This window comes from Rhodococcus sp. D-46 (assembly GCF_011290655.1).
Classification (GTDB): Bacteria; Actinomycetota; Actinomycetes; order Mycobacteriales; family Mycobacteriaceae; genus Rhodococcus_F; species Rhodococcus_F qingshengii.
On sequence record NZ_JAANTF010000016.1, the window covers coordinates 46,332 to 66,921 of the forward strand.

Below are 20,590 nucleotides of genomic sequence, written 5' to 3' on the forward strand. Positions count from 1 at the left end.
CACTATTATTTCGAAAGATTGTCGGCCTCGCCGGTGAATCCATCTGAACGCGCATCACCTACGGCCTCGTCGCACATTACTGTGCGACGTGCCCCCTCACCACCTGGGGTGCACCCCTTGCCCTGGCGGTAGCCTCTCACCACCCCGAAAATCAGGAGCGCTTCGCAATGTCTAGCCCCACACCAGGACCTAAGTCCCGCGACGAAATTAGTGTGTCGGATTCGACGGCCACCACACCAATCCGAGTACGTCGCCGCCGAAGCGTCGGAACCAAACACCGTCGACGCAACATCGCAACCGGATTAGGCATTGCGGCACTGGTTATCGCGGCTTTCACCGTATGGATCGGATACACCGCTTTTCAAGTCAAGGACAATATCGAAGCCGCCCGCGATCACGCCCAAGCTGCAAAAAACGCACTACTGACCGGAGAAACCGAAGAAGCAAAACGCTCAGCCGCCGATGCGGACAAATACGCAACACTGGCCCGCTCCGGTACCCATTCCCTACCGTGGAACATCCTTTCCCCCATACCGTTTATCGGTAGCCCCCTCGAAACAACCAAGCAGATGACAGACGTCGTACACGGCTTGACACAGGATGTCCTACTACCAGCCGTCGACGCCGGAACAGCCCTGGCACCAGACGAATTAATACAGTCCGGCGGACGAATCGCCCTCGAACCATTACGGGACGCCGCTCCCGCACTCGAACAGACAGCAAAAGCCGCAAAACAGCTAGCCACCCGGGCTGATGCCGTACAGGAGGCCTCCTTCGTCGGCGTAGTAAACGATGCGCGAATCACCCTCATCGACCAAACAGCCGACCTGGCAAAACTTCTCGACAACACCGCGACCGCCTCGCACCTGGTGCCATCGATGCTCGGAGCTGACGGCCCGCGCAATTACTTCATCGGATTCCAAACAAACGCCGAAGCCCGCGGCACGGGCGGCCTTCTGGGCGGATACGGCGTTGTCCGCGTCAACGATGGTGCGGCGACCGTCGACACTTTGGGAAGTAACTCCGAACTGAGCATGGACAACAGTCCAATAGACCTAGGCCCCGACTTTGCCAACCTCTACGGAAGGAGCCGCCCCACCACCGATTTCCGCAACAGCAACCTCAGTTCACACTTCCCTTACGCAGCGCAAATTTGGCAGTCGCTGTGGAAGCAGGAGTCAAACGGCGAGATGGTTGACGGAGCTATCGCAATCGATCCAATTGCACTGAGCTACATTCTTGAAGTTGTGGGTCCGGTAGCAATGCCCGACGGCGAAAAGGTTACAGCCGACGATGTCGTGGAACTCACCGAGTCAATCGCGTATATACGTTTCGCGGATGACAACAACGCACGTAAACAATATCTACAGACGATCGCCGCGGTTGTGGTAGACAAGATGACCGGCAAGGTCAGTTCGCCCAGCGCACTTCTCGATGCCCTGGGTCGTGGCGTTTCAGAAGGCCGAATCGCGGTGTGGAGTTCACGTCCAGACGAGCAGGCACTGCTCGGCACGACCCGTTTGGGACACACCGTGCCTACCGATGAAGCACCGTACGCAGGTGTCGTGATCAACAACCAAGCCGGCAATAAGCTCGATTACTACTTGACTCGCTCGATTAAGTACTCAGCTGGCAGTTGCGAAGGCGATACCCGGACTTCGAAGGTGACGGTCAGTCTCACGAACAACACTCCGGCAGGGGATCTTCCGGACTACGTGGATGGCATCGTGGCAAATCCTAAGAATGTGCCTCAGGGGACCAACATGGCTGCTGTTTCGCTGCTCACAACGCAGGGAACGAAGTTGGAAAAGGTAGCGGTGGGCGGAAGGATCGCCTTCGCTTCGACTGGTCAGGAACTTGGCAGGCCAGTTTTTATGACGTTGGCCGAGATTCCAAAGGGCCAAACAGTGGATATTGACTTCAACCTCACCGAACCCACCACGGCCGGCGAAGCACGCGTACCGGTGCAGCCAATAGTGGACGACCCTACCGTCACAATCGACGTACCTACTTGCTAAGTCACCACAGTAGCCAGGCCCCCGCCGCCTCGCGTGCGACAGGGGCCTGGCTACCGGCCAACCGGCAATCAGCAATCAGCGCACGTCCGATGAAATCGACACTAGCGCGACATCATCGTCATACTTTGGCAAGTATCCAGCGGCGAGTGCGTCAGCCAGCGTCGGAGCGGATTTGTCCTTATCCGAGAGTTGGTAGGTCAGAACGCTTCCATCGCGGGCACGAGTGGGCCATTCGATCGCCAACTCAGCATCAAACGGATTGAGATCCCGATCGAGTGACGGTGTGTACTCGATCGAGCATAGATACATCACGGTCGAGTCATCTTCGAGCGACAAGATTGCATGCCCAAGCCCTTCGCTCACATAGACCGCCCGACGGTCAACGTCATCGATCAAAACGCTCTCCCACTGGCCGAATGTAGGGGAACCAACCCTTAAGTCGACGATCACATCCAGGAAGGCACCCTTCGTGCAGGTGACGTATTTCGCCTGCCCGGGTGGCGTATCGGTGAAGTGAATTCCCCTCAGAACCCCAGCAGCAGAGACGGAGCAGTTCGCTTGCTCCAATTCCAACCGCCGTCCGCTCGCCTCCTTGAAGGCAGACGACTTAAACCACTCGAAGAAAACGCCGCGGTCGTCACCGAACTGACGTGGGGTGTACTCCCAAGCGCCAGCGATCTTCAGTTCACGAAAACTCATGCCGCTCACCCGTTCCCATCGAGGATATTGAGAAGGTATTGTCCATACCCAGATTTGACGAGCCTCTCAGCCCGTTCACGGAGCTCATCATCGGTGATGAATCCCTGTCGCCATGACACTTCCTCAGGTGCACCAATCTTCAGTCCCTGACGCTGTTCGATGGTGCGTACGTAATTCGACGCATCAAGCAGCGAATCGAAGGTACCCGTGTCCAGCCACGCGGTACCACGGGGCAAGACATCGACTTGGAGCCGACCGGCATCGAGATAGTGTCGGTTGACATCGGTGATCTCGTACTCGCCGCGCTCCGACGGTTGCAGGTCACGAGCGACGGAAATGACGTCGTTATCGTAGAAATACATACCTGGAACTGCGAAGTTCGACTTCGGAACCTTGGGCTTCTCCTCAAGCGAGATCGCCCTCCCCGCAACGTCGAATTCGATGACACCATACGCAGAAGGGTCGGCCACCTGGTACGCGAAGACAGCTCCACCTGCGATCTCACCAAAGCGGTTCAGCTGCGATCCGAGGCCTGGACCATAAAATATATTGTCGCCCAGGACGAGCGCCACACTCTCGTTGCCGATATGGCCGGCGCCCAGGATGAACGCCTGCGCGAGCCCGTTGGGCTCCCGTTGGATGCAATAGGTGAGGTTGATGCCGAACTGTGAGCCATCGCCGAGCAGCCGGTTGAACTGATCTGCATCCTGCGGAGCCGTAATAATCAGGATGTCGCGGATGTTCGCGAGGATCAGTGTCGACAGTGGGTAGTAGATCATGGGCTTGTCGTAGACAGGCACGAGTTGCTTGCTGATGCCCATTGTGATCGGGTGAAGTCGGGAGCCAGTTCCGCCCGCCAATATTATTCCGCGCATAGTCGCTAATACTCTCATATACCAGTCGATTCACGCGCGTCGACTAATCATGAGTACCAAATTGACCAAGCAGTCTACAACTCGGCAGAACCCGAACTTTCCGGTAGAGTCACAAGGTATGAAACTGCTCGTAACCGGGGGCGCCGGGTTTATCGGCGCGAATTTTGTCCTTTCAACTGTGGACCAACGTCCCGACGTTGAAGTAACGGTTCTTGATGCCCTCACATATGCGGGCAACCGTGCATCCTTGGATTCCGTCGCGGATAAGGTCGAACTCGTCCACGGCAACATCGCCGATGCTCCCCTCGTTGACAAACTCGTCAACGAGTCCGACCTTGTTGTCCACTTCGCTGCTGAATCGCACAACGACAATAGTTTGAGTGACCCATGGGCTTTCGTCCATACCAACATCATCGGCACAACAACATTATTGCAGGCAGTTCGTGAACATGGCGTCCGTTATCACCACATTTCCACCGATGAGGTGTACGGCGATATCAAACTTGGGGTTCCTACCCGATTTACGGAGACAACACCGTACAACCCGTCAAGTCCCTATTCCTCGACCAAGGCATCCAGTGATCTACTGGTCCGGGCATGGGCCCGGTCATTCGGAGTGCGTGCCACAATCTCGAATTGCTCCAACAACTACGGACCGTATCAGCATGTGGAAAAGTTCATTCCGCGTCAGATAACGAACATACTCAGTGGTCGGCGCCCTAAGCTATATGGTGCCGGCCAGAATGTTCGGGACTGGATTCACGTCGATGACCATAATAACGCGGTATGGACAATCATCGAGAAGGGCACTTTAGGTGAGACGTACCTGATTGGGGCAGACGGCGAGAAGAATAACCGTGAAGTCCTCGAAGCGATCCTAGAAGAGACCGGTCAGCCATCGGATGCATTTGATTTTGTCACGGATCGCCCGGGACACGATCTGCGATATGCAATCGACTCAACGAAGCTACGAAGCGAATTAGGCTGGGCACCGCAATATGTGGACTTCCGCAGCGGATTAAAAGCGACTGTCGATTGGTACCGCGAAAACGAGAAGTGGTGGCAACCTCAGAAAGTCGCAACCGAAACCTGCTATGCCCGAATTGAATCAGTCGTGTCACAAACTCAACGAAACGACACCTAAATCGAATATCTCAAACCATCTATCGCACAATAACGGGACGCACAACTGTTTGTCTGTTGTGTACCATATGCGTTAGACGTAGGCTTGAACTAACAGCGTCGAACTTACGGTCCCCAATTCACACATCGAACAAGGAACGCATTCGACAACGAACGGTACAGGCACGAAAAATTTAGACATTGCTTGAGTGAGAAAGGTTGTGAATCGTACAACGAGCATTCAATATCACCACCGACGCCCCTTTGTGGACACGCGACGGGATGAGCGCTCGCCACATCTCCGAAGGTTTCACAGAACGACAAGCGCCCCAAGCCAAATTCAGCCGATCATTACACTGATCCAAACTAAGCAACTAAATAGGGAGTACTCCAATTAAGAAATACCCCCCTCAACATGCATCACAGTCGACTCACGAGCGAATTCGTACGCTCACCAATTGCACCAAAATCGTCGAAAAGTTACGCAACCAGTGGCCATCACTTTGGCGCGATATCATACTAAACACAATCTTGTCCTCACCTGCTATCCCAACCAAATTGAGAACACTAGGATACCGTCTTTACGGCATGGACGTCTATCGCTGCACCATTGCACCAGGGGTATGGTTCGGAAGCAAAAGGATACACATAGGAAATGCATCATCCGTCAATTACGGTTGCATGTTCAACACAACGAGCAAAATTTCCATAGGCAACAACTGCGACATCGGAATGCAAGTCCTATTCGTAACAAGCACGCATGAAATCGGACCAAGCGAAAAAAGAGGCGGCAAAGCTATTTCCCGTCCAATAATCATAGGTAATGGTGTCTGGATAGGAGCACGTTCCGTTATCCTACCTGGCGCCATGATCGGACATGGTGCAGTGATCGCTGCAGGGTCAATTGTTTCCGGAAATATACCGGACAATATGCTATTCGGCGGAGTTCCTGCGAAAGAAATTCGAAAGCTTCAGTGACCAATTGAAACTTGTCTCATTTTAAACCGTTCTAACCGCCAGTTCACTGAGAACGCTTTCGTAACGGGCACAGACGCCACTCCACGAATAGTGTTCAACCGCGCGCCGCTTGCTAGCCTTCCGAAGTGCTTCCTGCTGCACAGAACTATGCATGAGGCCATCGATTACAAACGCAATGGATTCGGAGTGCGGCTCAGTATACAATGCCGACTCCGCCAGCACCTCACGGTTATATACGGTATCTCGAGCAACAATCGCTGACCCGCACGCCATCGCTTGAACGAGTGCAGGGTTAGTGCCGCCAACGCTGTGACCATGGAAGTATGTCGCGCAGTTTTGCCAGAGAGAAAACAGCTTCGCGTCGTCACTCAGATGACCGAACCAATGTACTCGATCATTTGAACGAGCCAGAGAATCGGCACGCGCCTCAAGTTCTCCTCCATAGCCGGAAGACCCTACAATCGCAACATCCCACTTCGAACTTAGCAACTCCGCGGCATCGAAGAATTCGGCAATAGTGTTCTCGGGAACCAACCTCGCGACCATCAGGACATAAGGGCGTCCATCAAACTCTAGCGGCATCGTTCGATCGGTGGGCACAGTGCCACCATACGGAATAAACTCACTAGACCGCGAAAACTCTGCCTCCCACCTACGTGCGATTTCTTTAGAATCGCTTACTAATCGGTCCGCAAATTTCGCGGTCATCCAGGCACCGCCCTTGAACACAGATTTGGCCGTCTTACCCCACTTCTCCCGCTCCCATTCGATTCCATCAACATTCACCAGAGTAGGTATTCTTCTCGCCTTCAGCGCGGGTAACCAAAATCCATTTGCGACATTCAACACGAGCGCTACATCCGGCACCCGCCTAACTGAATCCACAACCGAGGTCAGTCCATAAGAAAGCGTACTTAACGCTTTACTTTCCACTCCTCTCGTTTCGATAGAAACAACTCGATCATCAATACCTTCATGCGACCGCACAACTGCAGCCGGGCGACCATAAACTGAAACATCCCACCCCGAATCTGCTAGATGGGGGGCCAGCTCCCTAACCAGAGTCTCAAACCCTCCGTAGTAACTTGGATACCCTCGCGAGCCGATAATAGCTACGGACCTTGTCATAATCAAACCTTCCCGAATCGGAAAACCCTGCTAGTAGGAAACCTGGTCAAACGAATATATCAACGCATTGCTACAATAATTTTTCGCACATCTGACAACCTAGGAATTAGATCTCGAAATCCGATGCCTAACGAAATGGAAACTATTACAAGCAATGTAAAATACCCTGCAACCGACGCGATCGACGCACCAATCGCTGAGAATTGAGGGGCTAGAATGAATAGTAGCGGGATACCGACGGCGAGTGAGGATACCTGCGCGAGCAACATTCTCCTACCTTCACCCTGACCCGCCAACACCATAGACCCTACATATGCAGAGGTCATCATTACTGAACCCCCCTGAGAGATCAAGACCAGATTAATGGCGGCCGAAAACTCATCCCCAAAAATAAGTGGTACTACAACCGGACTAACGACACAAATAGGAATAGCACATAATGCAGCGGCAATGAAACCCAGCCTGATCGATGCGCCCGATACTGCGCGATCAGGCACCGGACTCTTTGCTGAGACATTGAAGAAATGCGCGCCTAAGGCGTGGCCGATGCTGAGCGGAATAGAAGATATGGTCACCGCGACGGAATATAGTCCGGTTGCAAAACCTCCAATAAGAGGAAGTACCAGAAGCTGATCCAATCGGTTCGTGGCGGTCTCCGCAATGGCGCTACCCGCAAATTTGAGGCCACCTCGAACAAGATTTCGACGACGAGTCCTAGTACCGAAAAACGATGCACGACACACGTGTAGACCAACTAAGAAGGTCACGATCATACCGCATATATTTGCAATCAACACATACTGGACAGTTAATACATCAACCGAGAATCCAATGACAATAAGGCCAACGTAACAAATCGGCTGCGCCAACTGTATATAGGCTACTGATCGATAGTTCTCCCTCGCTATCATAACACTCTGATCACAAAGCCAGCTGATGCACAAGGGAGCCAGAGCGACACCTGTCGATGCAATAATCGCGACACTCAGCTGCATCGATGAGAAAATCGTTACATACAGCAAAAGTGCAATGATAAGACACGGAAAAATCAAAAGAAAGCAAATGTCGCGCGAAGCCCGGATAGCGGATCGGACATTCTGCGTAGCGATTATCCGTCTCAACTCCAGGGGGAGACCAAACCCCACCACTATTGGAACAATGCCAAACGCTGCCAACGCAGTTGCGGTTTCACCTCGACCATCGGGTCCTATCGCACGCGCTATAAGTGGTGCAGTCAGCAGTGTCAGAAACATGGACACCAGTCGGCTGACCGCAACTAGTGAGACTGAGTTTCCGGATATTAACTGGAACAGCCTTACAGCTAGCCGATTAGGTAATACACGCGTGCCCACGGCTATTGCATCCAGCGAACTGATCGACGTGCCGTACCCACGACAGCCCGAGTCGACTTCTTAATTCCTCTAGTACTTAAAACGGCCAAACCGAATCCGCGGTATCGAGGTACCCGCTTCAGCGTCACGATCCTCCCCACAAGTCGACCCAACAATGTAATTTTCCGCTCAACTTGCAACGGTTGAATAGCCGCCACATCGTCTAAATCTACTGGTGCAAGAGCAATAATTCCAGCCGCGGCTGCTTCGCGCAGGATGACCGCTCCCCGTTGACTCCGGGCAATAACGACTGAATTGCCTTCAGCGGTATCAAAGACCGGATAGCCATTTGCGTCCGCCGCCCAGAAGTCTCCGACAGAAATATCTGCATCCCCGCCAGTGCCATCCGGGCAAATTTTGCATCTCCACTGTATCTGCCGCCCGATGTGGCGTCCCCACGACTCATCATAAGACATCGACCCAACGCGTTGTCCGTTCTTGCTCAGCCGAAACTCTCCAGGCCATCCATTACCTCGATAGCGCACGTCGTCAACGTCGTTTGCATGACCCAACAACCGGACCAGGTTGTCGGTCCCGAGCTGGCTGGGGGTTCCAGCACAAAAGAAGGACAACAAGATTGGGGGATCTTGAACACCTGCTGCTTCACTCAACTTGGCTGCCGCTGACGCCTCGCAGGGTTTGCCGACAAAAACCTGCCTGGAGTCATCCGCCTTGTATAACTCGACATTAGAAACAGGTGCATATCGTGAACCCGAGATACTCTTTACACCAACGGTATCCTCGACACTCACCGTAACGGTGCGTTTAGGATCAGTTTCTCCCCCTCGGCTACCTACTACGGATGTCGCTCTTCCAGTTTCCACGAGCCAAGCGGCCAGGGCCGTGATTACTCCGCCACTGCTGCCGCTAAACCGAATATCTGGATCAGATGCCCAGCCTTGCCAAGATGATACGAAAGCGCCAAATATTTCGTGGTGCCTCATCTCAGTCGCCGCCCGCGCCGCTAGTCCTACTCCGGGACAGATCGCCTTGAAAAGTTTGGATTCCTCTGCAGAACTCAAACCATCGCTGGGGAACACGCTATTTAGCCGAGGACGCATGTAGCCCTCTTCATCTAACCCCATACTGACGCGCGGTGATACTAATACGCAAGCACCACAGCCTGAGCAGTTGCCATTAGCAGCTACACGACGAATGATCTTTTCCAATGGATCCCGACCCACGACAATAAGCCCTTCCATACTCAACGGAGCCAATCATTTTGCAAATTCTTATCACGAACCTATTGAAACGGCATATGGTATCCGAGTTCGTAGTTCAGTTTGCGGGGACGATCTTTGATTTTGCGAGCCGGAACTCCACCGACAACCTCATAATCACCAACATCTCGTGTCACCACTGCTCCGGCTGCAACCACCGCGCCCTCACCAATATTCACTCCAGGCAGAATTGTTGACCGCGTCGCGATGTAGCAATAATCTCCGATAACGACCGCCCCCCCTTTCGTTCCAAAGTCCTCTGAATCAGGATCGTGCTCTAGTGTGTAGATCTGCACGTGGCCACCAATATTGACATTCTTACCGATACTGATTTCTTTGCGACCGTCTAAAAAACAATCATTACCAATTATTGAGTTCTCGCCGATGCTCACGCCTTCAGGGGCGAAGAACACTGTCCGCCAATGAACAGAGGAATTCCTGCCAATATGCATACCCAGAAGCTTTCTATAAGCAACTAACCGTAAACTGTGAACTGGGATGCGGCCCAAAATAAAGGCAATAAACAGCCTGAATCCGCGACCTATATCGGCAACCTTACGAATCAGTTTCATTGTTTGTCCGCAATTCCTTTCAAATATTCGATCACCGAGGTCATTCTTGCGTAGGCGTTCCGTCGCACCCCTTCGGCTTCTCTATCCAACGTGCGGGAAGATATGACAAGCTTCAAGGTATCGGCAGAGATGCTTGAGCGCCTCTCCCTCAGATCGAAGTTGTGCTGCCATCCCAAATCGCTCAACAGCGGAGCAAATTTTCGAGAATAGGACCAAGCCACCGCCGGCACGCCCTGCGAAAGAGAATTCAGGACGGCGTGCATTCTAGCAGCTACTACAATCTCTGCCGAAGCTAAATGAGACCTGATATCTGCAAGATCTTCCGGGTGAAATATTTCTGCTTTTTTACCCAGGATTCGACTACACTCATCCACCGAGTCGATATCGTTGTCCGGATGAGAAGGATCAATGACGTGAGAGACTAGCGTGAGTTTCTTACCCGACCCTATCGCCGATTCTGCGAACTCGATAACTTGTTCTCGATAGAATTTGTAGTCGACATGAGAATTCTTTTGCCAGAGGAGCCCTGAAACATTCAGCGACACACCGCTCCTTTTTCCGGAATGCTCCGCTGGCAAGAGAAAGACTACGTCTGACGCTAGCGGTACCGTCCGTTTAAGCAAAGTCTCAGCAGAGTCCCGGCTGGAATAGTCTCTTGCTATAACAACCGCCTGAGTTCCGACAGATTTCTTTGCAACCAACCTTCCAAGGACAGTGTCAAAGGGGCCGATCGTTTGCGGGCCGAGCACGAGTGGAATCTCGAGACGTTGTATGAGTGCACGAAGCGCGCTCATTTCGGATAGCCGCCGCATGCCGTATATGTCCGAAAAGCTGTCACCCGCTCCGGTGTCAACTACCAGGTCAAACGTCGCAAGGAACGCCGTCAATTCTTTATTCATCCCCAGCATTGCCAAGCTGAGGTTCCTGGCGGTAAGTTTGATGTTTTTCGACCGGGCCGGACCGTAGCTAAGGTGCGAAACTTCAGCTGATTTTGCGATTGCAGAAACCAGGTACTTGGTACCTGCGGCTAGTGCTTGCACTCCTAGATTCGAGCTATGCGCGTCTGCCCACAAAACGAGAACTCGCGGATTTCTAGAGTGGGACATCAAATCTCCTCAAGCGTTGGAGCGGCGGCAGCTAATCTGTGGCGCGAATCCACCCGAGCTCGTTGGTCGTGTTTGACGTCAGGCTGTTCTGCTTCGGCTGCATTTCTATTACTCGGGGTCCTCCGACCATGCATCGGATGCACTGCTGCTCCGAGAAGTAACCACAGAACATTCTGATATTGAGTGATTGGGGCAACAGTCAGAATAAAAGGCAGCTGCGAAAGCAGAACTGCTGAAAACAAGAATGATCTCCGCTTAATCGACTTCGAGAGCACCCATGCCAATAATGCAACAAACAACAGAGCACACACTAACCCCAGGTAAAGGCCGAGGTAAAGCAGCCCGTTGTCGATTGAGTAATAGCGGCCCCACTTATAGGTTACTCCATCTGCTGCCGGAATGGCCCCGCCCGCCAGACCCAACGGCCGGACTTGTCCGACGATTCCTAGAAGACCCTCTCTATAGGCAGTGCTGTCCGTTAATTCAACACTGTTGGTCGATGATCCCACTGTGTCTGTGAAGTATCTCAGCACCAACCAAGCGCCGCCAGCGCATATAGCTAACGCGCCAATTTTTCTTACGGTATCAATCTCGGAGAAAATAATACTCAAAAGAACTACAATCAGTGCAGCAAGCATTGCGCTGCGACTAAATGTGGCTAGAACACCGATAAGAATTCCCGCTACGAGAATCCTATCTATCAAAGTGCGAACCTTACTAAGCGCAAATGGCAAAAGCATGGTCAGAACTGCACCTAGTGCAATCGAGTGCCCCAACGTGACTTCCGCGCGTATCTGATCGCCGCGCTCCTGAAGAACTGACCATTGACTCCCATCTGAGGAGTAGGAAAATGGCCAGTATCGTGCGAAGTTGAGTTGGAGAGCCACTTGCAGAACGGCGAGCCACCCAAGAACTCCACCGACCCTGCTACCGACTAGGACGAAGTCAGCGGTGGATAGCATCCGCCCGGCGCCGTAGCAGCAGACCCATTCAAAGAGAACTTGAGTTGTGAGATGCAGAGGGCTTCCAAAACCTGAAGTGGCCATTACTGCGGTGACGGCAAGAAGGGCAACCAACGTGTCGGCCAGGGTCCAACGATTTGGTGTTCTTCCCATCAGAACAGCAATTATTGCGACCGAGACTGCGGCAGCGACAGGTATGCGGAACCCAACCAAATAGAACGAAATCCAAGGCGGCGTGGCGAGTACTACTATAGACCACAAGAACAATAGGGCCGTCGGTTTTGAACGAAGCACATAGACTACTAATATCACGGCCGTAGCTCCTGATGCAAGAACCATTGCGCTAGTACCCAAGGATGGCAGCAGGAGAACTATTACAATTACTGCTGCCAGAGAAATAATCTGCGGACCGTTACGCCACATCTTGGTTTCCATTTGTCGTTGAGAACAATTTTTCCCATTGATCACGTACCTGACTATATGCGCGTTCGACCGTGTCATCGAGCTCTATCGATTCTCCAGTAACGGCAATTATTGCTTGTACCCAATCTGTCTGTGGGTCAACTAGGCCAGCCCACGCCACGCCAAATAGTGCCTCGATATGCTCGTGACGAGGTGCAACAACTGGGATCCGGGACTCGAGGCAACGAACTGCAACCCCACTCTGGAAGAAGTGATCGTAAGGTATGACAACACAACTTGACTCCGCAATCAATGAATCAAACCGGTCCTCGTCGATGAACTCGTCGATGACTGTCCAACCCGAAACCGCCGGCCAGCCCTTCCCCACGATGCGAAGGTCATATCGGCCGCTCAGACTGCCTGATATCTGCACAAGGGGTTCTAACGAGCGAGCGGCTTTGAATTGGCCTAGTACTGTCACCGGACCGCGCATCATGGGAGCCGGAGCATTGCCGTATTCGCGAAACGCAGGACGACTACGGATCAGTGGATGGCCCGCGGTTAGCGACTCAATCCTCGTTTCCCTTAAAAGTGCATTCTTCGCGATTTGTGTATGGCAGAGAGCTCGAATTCCGGTTGTTTTGGCAACGCGCGAGAAGATGGTTCGCGCAAGTCTTGAGAAACCAATTTGCTTACGAAGCGGCAATGGGTCGTGGTAAATGATAACGACATTGTTATTTCTGGCAACTAAGAGCCACGTCAAAACATCAAGATAACCAAACAGCGGCCAAATTATGACGAATGTACTCTGCTCGCTTCGTGAGTATCGCCACCTTCTACACACAATCGAGACGGCAGAAATGATTTTCTTCGGTGTGGAATCCAAACGGTCGCCCACCTCGAGCAGTACTTCCACCCTCTTATCGGGCGCTGCATCAGAAAGCATGGTAATAAGTTCTTTTTGATAGTGCGCCAAGGTAGTAGGAAGCGGGTTCACAATCTTTATATTGGTTGAACGTGTAACCGAGTTTAGTGCCATGTCAAGATACCCGGACGTGGTTGTACTTTACTGACATGTTGCCAGTGAAACCATGGCAGAGCGCCAAGAGTCGGACGCGAACTGCTTGGATATTCATATGCCTAAGATCACGAAGCAAGATTTTTGCAACTGCCGCCGCGATGGTTTTAACGACATTAACGGTGTTCTGCTGTTTTCGCCAGAACATGACCTGGTTTCTCAGTTTGAAGTAGGTAGGGGCCATTGAAGTTCCCTGAGATGCCATTGCAGTTGCTACGCACGAAATTTCGCCCACCTCGTGCAGTCTTACAGATATATCTACATCTTCCCAATATAGGAAGTAATCGTGGTCGAAACCACCGATCGTCGTGAATGCATTCATCTCTGCGAACAAACAAGCTCCATCTAACCATTCGAGCGTGTCCAGATCATCAACACTTGTGATATGTTGGACCGTTCCAAATTTGCCGAATTTTCCGCCGAGGGACCAAACTGGCCCTCCCACGCCGTGCGTCAGCACCGGGGAGGCAAGCACCAACTGGCTATTCATTTCGAACGCGCGAGTCATCTCTTCAACGCAGTTGCGAGCGAGGATAACTTCGTGAGTCATGAAGAGAATCCGTTGTCCATACTTCGACACGCGCCGAAGTCCCGCACTCATTCCACCGGAGTAACCTTCATTTTCTGAAAGCACCAAGGGTTCGCATTGAGGATACCTCCGACAGACCTCTCTGACGATTCCGTCGCCTGAATTGTTATCGACCACAACAATTCTCGCAGGCGGAAGGGTCTGGCCAACCAGTGACGCCACGGTTTTATAAAGGTCTGGCCCTAGCTTGTAGTAAAGTACGACAGCCGTATACTTCGACGTACCTGAATGAACCGATTGGGTCGTACCGGATGTTGACATCGCCCTTACTTTCTGTGTGGAGACTTTCTGTGTGGAGCAAGCCGTCGGTTCTGAAAAAGCTTGCTGTGCACTGCAGATCATGGATTCTCCCGGCATAGAGCAAGTCACGCGGAAGCTGAATTCTCGCCCACTGCCTGGCACTTAGTTCTCCGGCGGCGACACGCGATCGGCCAAGTGTCTGAATCCCAGCTCGTCTGAATAATGTTCAGTCGCCACTAAGCGAATCAGTATGCCCCATCGCTCCCCACCACCGCCTTGAGTGTCTTGGCGATGATCAGAATGTCTCCCATCATTGACCAATTGTCGACGTAGGAAAGGTCCAGCCGCACGGTGTCCTCCCAGGAGAGGTCCGATCGTCCGCTGACCTGCCAAAGTCCGGTGATTCCGGGCTTGACCAGAAGTCGTCGGCTGACGGTTCCGTCATAGGTCTCTACCTCGCGGCGGAGAGGCGGGCGCGGGCCGACGACGCTCATTTCGCGGCGGAGGACATTGAAGAACTGTGGTAGTTCGTCGATGGAGTAGCGGCGTAAGAATCGCCCTACCGGCGTGACTCGCGGATCGTCTCGTATCTTGAAGAGAACGCCTGCACCTTGATTGTCTTTCATCAGTGCGGAAATTTGTCGGTCGGCGTCCTGCACCATCGAGCGGAACTTGAGCATAGGGAACGGTTGGCCGTCCAGTCCCATACGTTCGGCCTTATAAATGATGGGACCTGCGCTTGTCAGTTTTACCGCTAAGGCTGCAGCGAGAAGCACCGGACTGATGAGAAGTAACACCGTCGTTGCGAACAAAAGATCGAACGACGTCTTCGCGAACTTCTGGGCCCCGTGATATCGCGGGCGCTCCACATGAATCAGCGGGAGGCCTGCGACGGGGCGCATGGACAGCCGAGGTCCTGCGACATCGAGAATGCCAGGGGACACGACAAGATCGACGTGCTGGCTCTCCAGATCCCATGCGAGCTTGCGCATTCCGTCCAACCCGAGATGTTCGGTCGCGGTGACAGCGACAGTATCTGCCCCTACTACGTCGAGCGCTTGGGCGACGTCATGTTCGTTACCGAGCACGGGGATGCTTCGATCACCAACTGTGATCGCCTGGCTCACTTTTCGGTTATGTCCTGGAATGCACACTCCGACGACTTGGAAGCCGTCAGCCGTTCCACGCTCGAAGTTCTCAGCTAGGTTTACTACTCCTTGGCGACTACCTACAACGAGTACGGACGTTCTGAACTCGCCGTGAGCACGTCGGCGGGCGATGACGCGTCGCCAGTACCAACGGTTTGCGATCAACGCCACCAGGCCGACGGGGAAGGCGAAAGCGAGATACAGGCGGGCGATGTCCAGCCGGAGGAGCAGGCTCACGATCGCGATCAGACCGAAGAGTCGTACAGTGCTCACGAAGATCCGTCTGTACTCTTCGGGTCCGCTGCCGATTACTCGGATTGATCTGGTTCGAAAGACGCTGAGAGTCGCGATCCACATGAGTACGAGAACTAGCGACACTGCGGTATAGCTGTACTGACCGGACACGTTCGGGGTGACTCCACCTGACGTCACTCCAACTGATTCTCCTCCGAAACGAAACCACTGCGCGAGTGCTACCGCCGCGATGATTATCACTGAGTCACTGAGTGCCAACCGCCGGACGTAGTTGGCCTGCCACCGGTGACGTGTCGACGGCTGTGACCGAGCGTCGGTGACCGCACGAAGGCGCGCGTGGGACTGCTCACTGTCGTAGAACGCCGTCACTGGACCGCTTCCCCTTTCCTTGCCGTCCGACGAGCGGAAAGCGCCCTAAACATGGCGATTTGTAGATTAGCCGAGGCAAATGCTCAGCCCAAACCGGCCCGAAGCAAGTATTTCGCTTCCATGTCAACATGAGTAATCGCGTTTTCGCTCTGTCCGTTACGGAGCACGCAAGCATCCTCGCATTGTTGTCCGAATTTGGGATGTATTCGCGACGGTCCTGCAGGCCAACGGCGGGACCCGCCGTGGCGGCTGCGTTGCGCCGCCGGTGATTCTCCGTAGCGAAAAAGGCCTCGACCACGATGCTGATCGAGAAAATTTCGTATCCACCTCACAAATGGGCAAACTCCTAGCAGGTCACCTACTCGTCCTGGATACTAAAATCCTTAACTACGCCCCCAGGTTTACAGCATTGCCGGTTAACGAGGTATTTGCAGGTAACGAATTTCCGTACCCGTAGCCAGAGCTCGATAGGTGCCCTAGCGGAATGGGATTAACCACCCTGATATCTCAGGACCTTGGTCCTGCGAAGACTGCAGAGTACTAAATCCCGCAACCGATAGGCGAATGCTCGCCGCCATGCGGCCCCCTCCGGCAGTTCACGCAGGCAATCTCTCGCACTCGAATTCAAAGACAAGCACAACAAGTGGCGCAAATCACATCGTCTCGTCATTTCATATCCGCGGTCCACCCGCGGATATGGTCGAAATGAGGTCGGCCGTTTCTCCTCGATAAACTGAGCCTTGAGACGGTGCATGCCGGCCGGCTGGCCGCTCCATGACGTCACCCTCGCTGCCACCCGAGGGCTCCTCGTCGTTTCGCCGATGGTTTGGGCGCGGAACCATCACCCGGCACGATCGCCAGAGCGACCCGAAGAACTACTGGACAACTGCTTCAATACACACCGAAAATGAGGCACAGTTCTTCGTGACGCTATGACGCCGGGAGAGATATGACACCACCAAGTCCGACAGACGCAACTAGTTCCGGACATGCAAGCGACGATGGCACGGATCAACGCGAGGAGACGATCACGGATTCTGTCGATCGAGCCACTCGCGACCCGTTCGCTGCGATGAACGAGGCGTGTACGGATCCCGCCCATGTCGCCGTCTCCGAAGGGGCGCGTGCCGCTGTCAATGGCGAGCAGTCGCACATGTGGTCGGCGCTCAACGACAGCGCGCGGTTGCGCGCTGTCTACGACACCGGACTACTCGAGCCTGGCCCACATCCCGAAGTGGATCGGATAGTTGGATTGACCATAGACGCAGTCGGGATCCCGAACGCTGCACTGAACATGATCACCGGCGTCGAGCAAGTTAACGCCGGGATCGCCTCCCGCTCAGGCGTCATGGGGAAACAGCGGACTCGTCCCCTCCCAGACTCGCTTTGCGTATACACAGTCGTGAGTGGCTCTCCACTCATAGTCGACGATATCGCCGACCACCCGGTACTTAGTGAACATTCGGCCGCCAAAAGCGGCGTAGTGCGCGCCTACATCGGCATACCGATCTTCGATGAGGCAGGTCTCCCCGTGGGTACGTTGTGCGCTTGGGACACCCAGGCGCACCATTGGTCGAGTGGTGAGGTCCAGATCATGACCGACCTTGCCGACGTCGTTCAAAACGTAATCTTCGACCAATAGATCCCGTCACCGACTGTCTTTTGATCGCTAATCAAGCCGTCAAATCGCGTTCGAACGATGCGCGGGTTGTTACGGAAAATATCGTTAGGACCCCTATACTGTGTGACTAATGGTGAATGTACCAATTGTCTGAATAATCCGGAACTGTCGTGGATGGAGTGGGAATTGCCGCAATTGTTGGAGGTCGAAATTTCGGCCACCCTCGAAGCCCCCACACCTACTTCTTCGAATTCTCGTAAAACATTCGGGCAGCTCATTCGGACCGATCCGCTGAGCACCATCGTCAGTGTTTCAATCGATGTGTTGTCGGCGACGATCGCGGTGATACTCGCGTGGTGGTGGGCACTCACATCAATTTTGCTTCATCCCCCGATGTGGTGCTTCGCGGTGTTTGTTCCCCTGGTCGTAATCGTCATGGGTGCGCGGTCGCTATATCGCCGTTCGCTCAACCGGCGATTCCTCGACGAGTTCTACGGGATCCTGTCCTCCGGCTCGATCGCGGCAATGCTGTTGCTGTGCGCGCTGGTCCTATTCGGGATCGCCGATCGCCCCGGTGCTGCCGTGACGAAGCTGTGGGTGTGCGCGAGCGTCCTGATTCCATTCGGCCGCCTGATTCGCGTGGTGCTCCAACGACGCCTGCAACGGCGCTCTCGTCTCGTGTCCCCCACGTTGGTCATCGGGTCCGGACAGGTCACCCAGCACGTGATCGCTCGGATGATCGCGGCTCCTGAACACGGCATGAACCCTGTCGGAGTGCTGTCGGACGAAACCCACATAAGCAGCGACCAGGGGGCGGAGGCCGATCAGGTTCCATACCTGGGCACTGTGGATCGACTAGAGGCCGTCATCGCCGAAACCCAGGCTGAACGTCTGGTCATTGCATTCACGAAAGTTCATGGTGAACTGCTGACCGGATCGGTTCGCATCGCCCACCGCCACGGACTCCGGGTGTGGGTCGTGCCACGCATGTATGAGGTGATCGGCTCGAAGAGCCTTATCGACCACATCGGCGGTATGCCTTTGTTGTCAGTGCCTCACACGAATCCGCGAGGCTGGCAGTTCCGGGTCAAGCACGTCAGCGACAGAATCGCCGCCGGCTGCATCCTTTTTGCGCTGTCTCCACTTTTTCTCACTCTCATGCTTTTGGTGCGCTGGAGTTCACCGGGGCCGATATTTTTTGCTCAAGAGCGAGTGGGGCGTAACGGCCAGATCTTCGGGTGCCTCAAGTTTCGTTCGATGCGGCTACCCGATCCCGACCACGTGACGTTTGTTCCGAAAATCGGTAGCGCACCGGGCGGTGTCGAGGGAACCGATCGACGGACGAGGATCGGAAAACTCATGCGGTCGACGTCGATGGACGAGCTCCCCCAGCTGCTGAATGTCCTCCGGGGTGATATGAGTCTGGTCGGCCCCCGGCCCGAACGCCCAGAGTTCGTAACCCTTTTCGAGGCGCAGATTCGCCGCTACGGCGAGCGACACCGTGTCAAGGCGGGCGTCACGGGTTGGGCTCAGGTCAACGGCTTGCGCGGTCAGACCTCGATCGCCGACCGCGCCGAATGGGACAACTATTACATCGAGAATTGGTCTCTGTGGCTGGACATCAAGATCTTGATGCTGACCGTGCTGGCAGTTTTCAAACAGGCCGAATAACGGGGCGCAGTCTTCATGCCTTCTCCGACGCGAGACTGTTCGCTCGCCTCCCGCTGAGGAAGACCGAGTTGTACTCCGGCGCTAGCCTCGCAGCTGCCACGTGATATGGCACGAACATCAGCACCTCGGTGATGACAAACGAAAGAAAGATCGCAGTGCTGGAATGGAAGCTGAACAAGAAAGTCAGTCCGAGCACCACGTAAAGAGCGGTGTTCGCCGCCCTGAGCCAGAACACCATTTTCGTTTGGCCTGCCCGGCGTAGCGCGGCAAATGGGATTGTTGTCACCAGCATGCACAACTTCCACACGCAGGCTACTGCCAGCGCGATATACAGTGAACTGCTCCAGGCAGGACCGAAAATCAGGCTCCACACACCCAGGTATGCACTAGCGAAGATCGCCGCTGTTCCGACCACAATGATCATCGCAACATTGGCTACCTCACCTTTGTGTCCGTGGGCGAGTTGACGTACTCGGCCGTAGGCGAGAATCGGTTCGAGAATCCCTGAAATGGTTGACACAACCCGGAATCCCACAGCAGCTGACGGTCCGAGAACGGCCAGGATGAAAGACGCCAATGCCGGCTGGACCATACCGACTGACGCAGTTTCGCCGGTAACCCAGGCAGCCTTGGTCAGGTCAGGCGGGAAACTCAGATCCCGGCGGCCAGGCAGTGGCCAACATCTGATGAGAATGGCCAAGAGGGCACCCGCTGCAAGTACCCTGACGCAGTTGGAGTTGTCGTACACGGCAAGGACCAATGCGCTGAGGCAACCTGCCATGAGGATCGCAGCGGCAGCCGTTTCCAGCTTCCATCTACCCCGCACCACGCCGATCGTCCGGGCCATCAACAAGCCTGAAGAGAGTCCCAGAACTCCGATCAGTGTGATGGGCGTTGGCGGAACCGCCGGACTCACAATGAGGAGGGTCCCGGATACCAAGCTCATCCATGCTATCCACCAAGGCATTGACACCTGGTGATCGGCTTCTGGGGTGGCAAGGCGGGACTCGACAACGAACGCTGACAGCACCTGCGCCACGTAGGTTCCGATCGCCAGCGAAACAGCAAGGCGGCCTTGCTGTTCGATGGGTGCAACGCGTGCGAATACTGCGATAAAGATTGCAGGAAACGCGTTGAGTGCCAGTC

16 protein-coding genes are annotated in these 20,590 nt (G+C 54.2%); 4 read left to right on the top strand and 12 right to left on the bottom strand.

The window, feature by feature from the left end; genetic code table 11:
• Positions 1-167 precede the first annotated feature (167 nt).
• The gene (locus G9U53_RS31445; protein ID WP_054186721.1) at positions 168-2,018 is read left to right on the top strand and encodes a DUF4012 domain-containing protein; all 1,851 of its coding nucleotides are present in this window, start codon (positions 168-170) and stop codon (positions 2,016-2,018) included.
• Between the two features lie 75 nt (positions 2,019-2,093).
• On the opposite strand, the gene rfbC is transcribed toward G9U53_RS31445, so the two are convergent.
• Both rfbC and rfbA read right to left on the bottom strand, forming a co-directional pair.
• A complete protein-coding gene (rfbC, locus tag G9U53_RS31450) occupies positions 2,094-2,717 on the bottom strand; it encodes a dTDP-4-dehydrorhamnose 3,5-epimerase (RefSeq protein ID WP_054186738.1) in 624 nt (207 codons plus the stop codon).
• Positions 2,718-2,722: 5 nt separating this feature from the next.
• The gene (gene rfbA, locus G9U53_RS31455) at positions 2,723-3,592 is read right to left on the bottom strand and encodes a glucose-1-phosphate thymidylyltransferase RfbA (RefSeq protein ID WP_054186722.1); all 870 of its coding nucleotides are present in this window, start codon (positions 3,590-3,592) and stop codon (positions 2,723-2,725) included.
• A 118-nt stretch (positions 3,593-3,710) separates the two neighbouring features.
• Here rfbA and rfbB point away from each other — a divergent pair, with 118 nt between their 5' ends.
• Positions 3,711-4,736, top strand: coding sequence for a dTDP-glucose 4,6-dehydratase (gene rfbB / locus G9U53_RS31460; RefSeq protein WP_054186739.1), 1,026 nt, complete (start codon positions 3,711-3,713; stop codon positions 4,734-4,736).
• A 977-nt stretch (positions 4,737-5,713) separates the two neighbouring features.
• Here the strand turns inward: rfbB and G9U53_RS31470 are convergent.
• The 9 genes from G9U53_RS31470 to G9U53_RS31510 all read right to left on the bottom strand — a co-directional run bounded on the left by G9U53_RS31470 (position 5,714) and on the right by G9U53_RS31510 (position 16,152).
• The gene (locus G9U53_RS31470) at positions 5,714-6,820 is read right to left on the bottom strand and encodes a DUF1972 domain-containing protein (RefSeq protein WP_054186723.1); all 1,107 of its coding nucleotides are present in this window, start codon (positions 6,818-6,820) and stop codon (positions 5,714-5,716) included.
• Positions 6,821-6,879: 59 nt separating this feature from the next.
• Positions 6,880-8,172 (bottom strand): oligosaccharide flippase family protein, encoded by a 1,293-nt coding sequence (locus G9U53_RS31475; RefSeq protein WP_269747013.1) that lies wholly within the window; start codon positions 8,170-8,172, stop codon positions 6,880-6,882.
• 2 nt (positions 8,173-8,174) lie between these two features.
• A complete protein-coding gene (locus tag G9U53_RS31480; RefSeq protein ID WP_083471105.1) occupies positions 8,175-9,413 on the bottom strand; it encodes a Coenzyme F420 hydrogenase/dehydrogenase, beta subunit C-terminal domain in 1,239 nt (412 codons plus the stop codon).
• Positions 9,414-9,454: 41 nt separating this feature from the next.
• Positions 9,455-10,003, bottom strand: coding sequence for an acyltransferase (locus G9U53_RS31485; RefSeq protein WP_118605244.1), 549 nt, complete (start codon positions 10,001-10,003; stop codon positions 9,455-9,457).
• Positions 10,000-11,043 (bottom strand): polysaccharide pyruvyl transferase family protein, encoded by a 1,044-nt coding sequence (locus G9U53_RS31490; RefSeq protein WP_054186725.1) that lies wholly within the window; start codon positions 11,041-11,043, stop codon positions 10,000-10,002. The genes G9U53_RS31485 and G9U53_RS31490 overlap by 4 nt, the downstream gene beginning before the upstream one ends.
• Positions 11,044-11,108: 65 nt before the next feature.
• The gene (locus G9U53_RS31495; protein ID WP_147343799.1) at positions 11,109-12,539 is read right to left on the bottom strand and encodes a hypothetical protein; all 1,431 of its coding nucleotides are present in this window, start codon (positions 12,537-12,539) and stop codon (positions 11,109-11,111) included.
• Complete coding sequence (locus G9U53_RS31500) at positions 12,484-13,470, bottom strand: hypothetical protein (RefSeq protein WP_147343800.1); 987 nt, start codon at positions 13,468-13,470, stop codon at positions 12,484-12,486. The genes G9U53_RS31495 and G9U53_RS31500 overlap by 56 nt, the downstream gene beginning before the upstream one ends.
• Positions 13,471-13,513: 43 nt before the next feature.
• The gene (locus G9U53_RS31505) at positions 13,514-14,401 is read right to left on the bottom strand and encodes a glycosyltransferase family 2 protein (RefSeq protein WP_165639877.1); all 888 of its coding nucleotides are present in this window, start codon (positions 14,399-14,401) and stop codon (positions 13,514-13,516) included.
• Positions 14,402-14,625: 224 nt separating this feature from the next.
• Positions 14,626-16,152: a sugar transferase gene (locus tag G9U53_RS31510; protein WP_054186729.1), complete on the bottom strand. Its 1,527-nt coding sequence runs from the start codon at positions 16,150-16,152 to the stop codon at positions 14,626-14,628.
• Between the two features lie 949 nt (positions 16,153-17,101).
• Here G9U53_RS31510 and G9U53_RS31515 point away from each other — a divergent pair.
• Together G9U53_RS31515 and G9U53_RS31520 are read left to right on the top strand one after the other, a co-directional pair.
• Positions 17,102-17,794, top strand: coding sequence for a GAF domain-containing protein (locus G9U53_RS31515; RefSeq protein WP_083471108.1), 693 nt, complete (start codon positions 17,102-17,104; stop codon positions 17,792-17,794).
• Positions 17,795-17,947: 153 nt separating this feature from the next.
• The gene (locus G9U53_RS31520) at positions 17,948-19,444 is read left to right on the top strand and encodes a sugar transferase (protein ID WP_083471109.1); all 1,497 of its coding nucleotides are present in this window, start codon (positions 17,948-17,950) and stop codon (positions 19,442-19,444) included.
• Between the two features lie 13 nt (positions 19,445-19,457).
• On the opposite strand, the gene G9U53_RS31525 is transcribed toward G9U53_RS31520, so the two are convergent.
• A complete protein-coding gene (locus G9U53_RS31525; protein WP_242692853.1) occupies positions 19,458-20,390 on the bottom strand; it encodes a hypothetical protein in 933 nt (310 codons plus the stop codon).
• Positions 20,391-20,590 lie beyond the last annotated feature (200 nt).

What these genes read in the sequence shown, in the direction of transcription:
- G9U53_RS31470 (WP_054186723.1), bottom strand. Translation starts at nt 6,820, where the DNA reads ATGACAAGGTCCGTAGCTATTATCGGCTCGCGAGGGTATCCAAGTTAC.
- rfbB (WP_054186739.1), top strand. Translation starts at nt 3,711, where the DNA reads ATGAAACTGCTCGTAACCGGGGGCGCCGGGTTTATCGGCGCGAATTTT.
- G9U53_RS31520 (WP_083471109.1), top strand. Translation starts at nt 17,948, where the DNA reads ATGGAGTGGGAATTGCCGCAATTGTTGGAGGTCGAAATTTCGGCCACC.
- rfbA (WP_054186722.1), bottom strand. Translation starts at nt 3,592, where the DNA reads ATGCGCGGAATAATATTGGCGGGCGGAACTGGCTCCCGACTTCACCCG.
- G9U53_RS31485 (WP_118605244.1), bottom strand. Translation starts at nt 10,003, where the DNA reads ATGAAACTGATTCGTAAGGTTGCCGATATAGGTCGCGGATTCAGGCTG.
- G9U53_RS31515 (WP_083471108.1), top strand. Translation starts at nt 17,102, where the DNA reads ATGACACCACCAAGTCCGACAGACGCAACTAGTTCCGGACATGCAAGC.
- G9U53_RS31480 (WP_083471105.1), bottom strand. Translation starts at nt 9,413, where the DNA reads ATGGAAGGGCTTATTGTCGTGGGTCGGGATCCATTGGAAAAGATCATT.
- rfbC (WP_054186738.1), bottom strand. Translation starts at nt 2,717, where the DNA reads ATGAGTTTTCGTGAACTGAAGATCGCTGGCGCTTGGGAGTACACCCCA.
- G9U53_RS31505 (WP_165639877.1), bottom strand. Translation starts at nt 14,401, where the DNA reads ATGTCAACATCCGGTACGACCCAATCGGTTCATTCAGGTACGTCGAAG.
- G9U53_RS31445 (WP_054186721.1), top strand. Translation starts at nt 168, where the DNA reads ATGTCTAGCCCCACACCAGGACCTAAGTCCCGCGACGAAATTAGTGTG.
- G9U53_RS31525 (WP_242692853.1), bottom strand. Translation starts at nt 20,390, where the DNA reads ATGAGCTTGGTATCCGGGACCCTCCTCATTGTGAGTCCGGCGGTTCCG.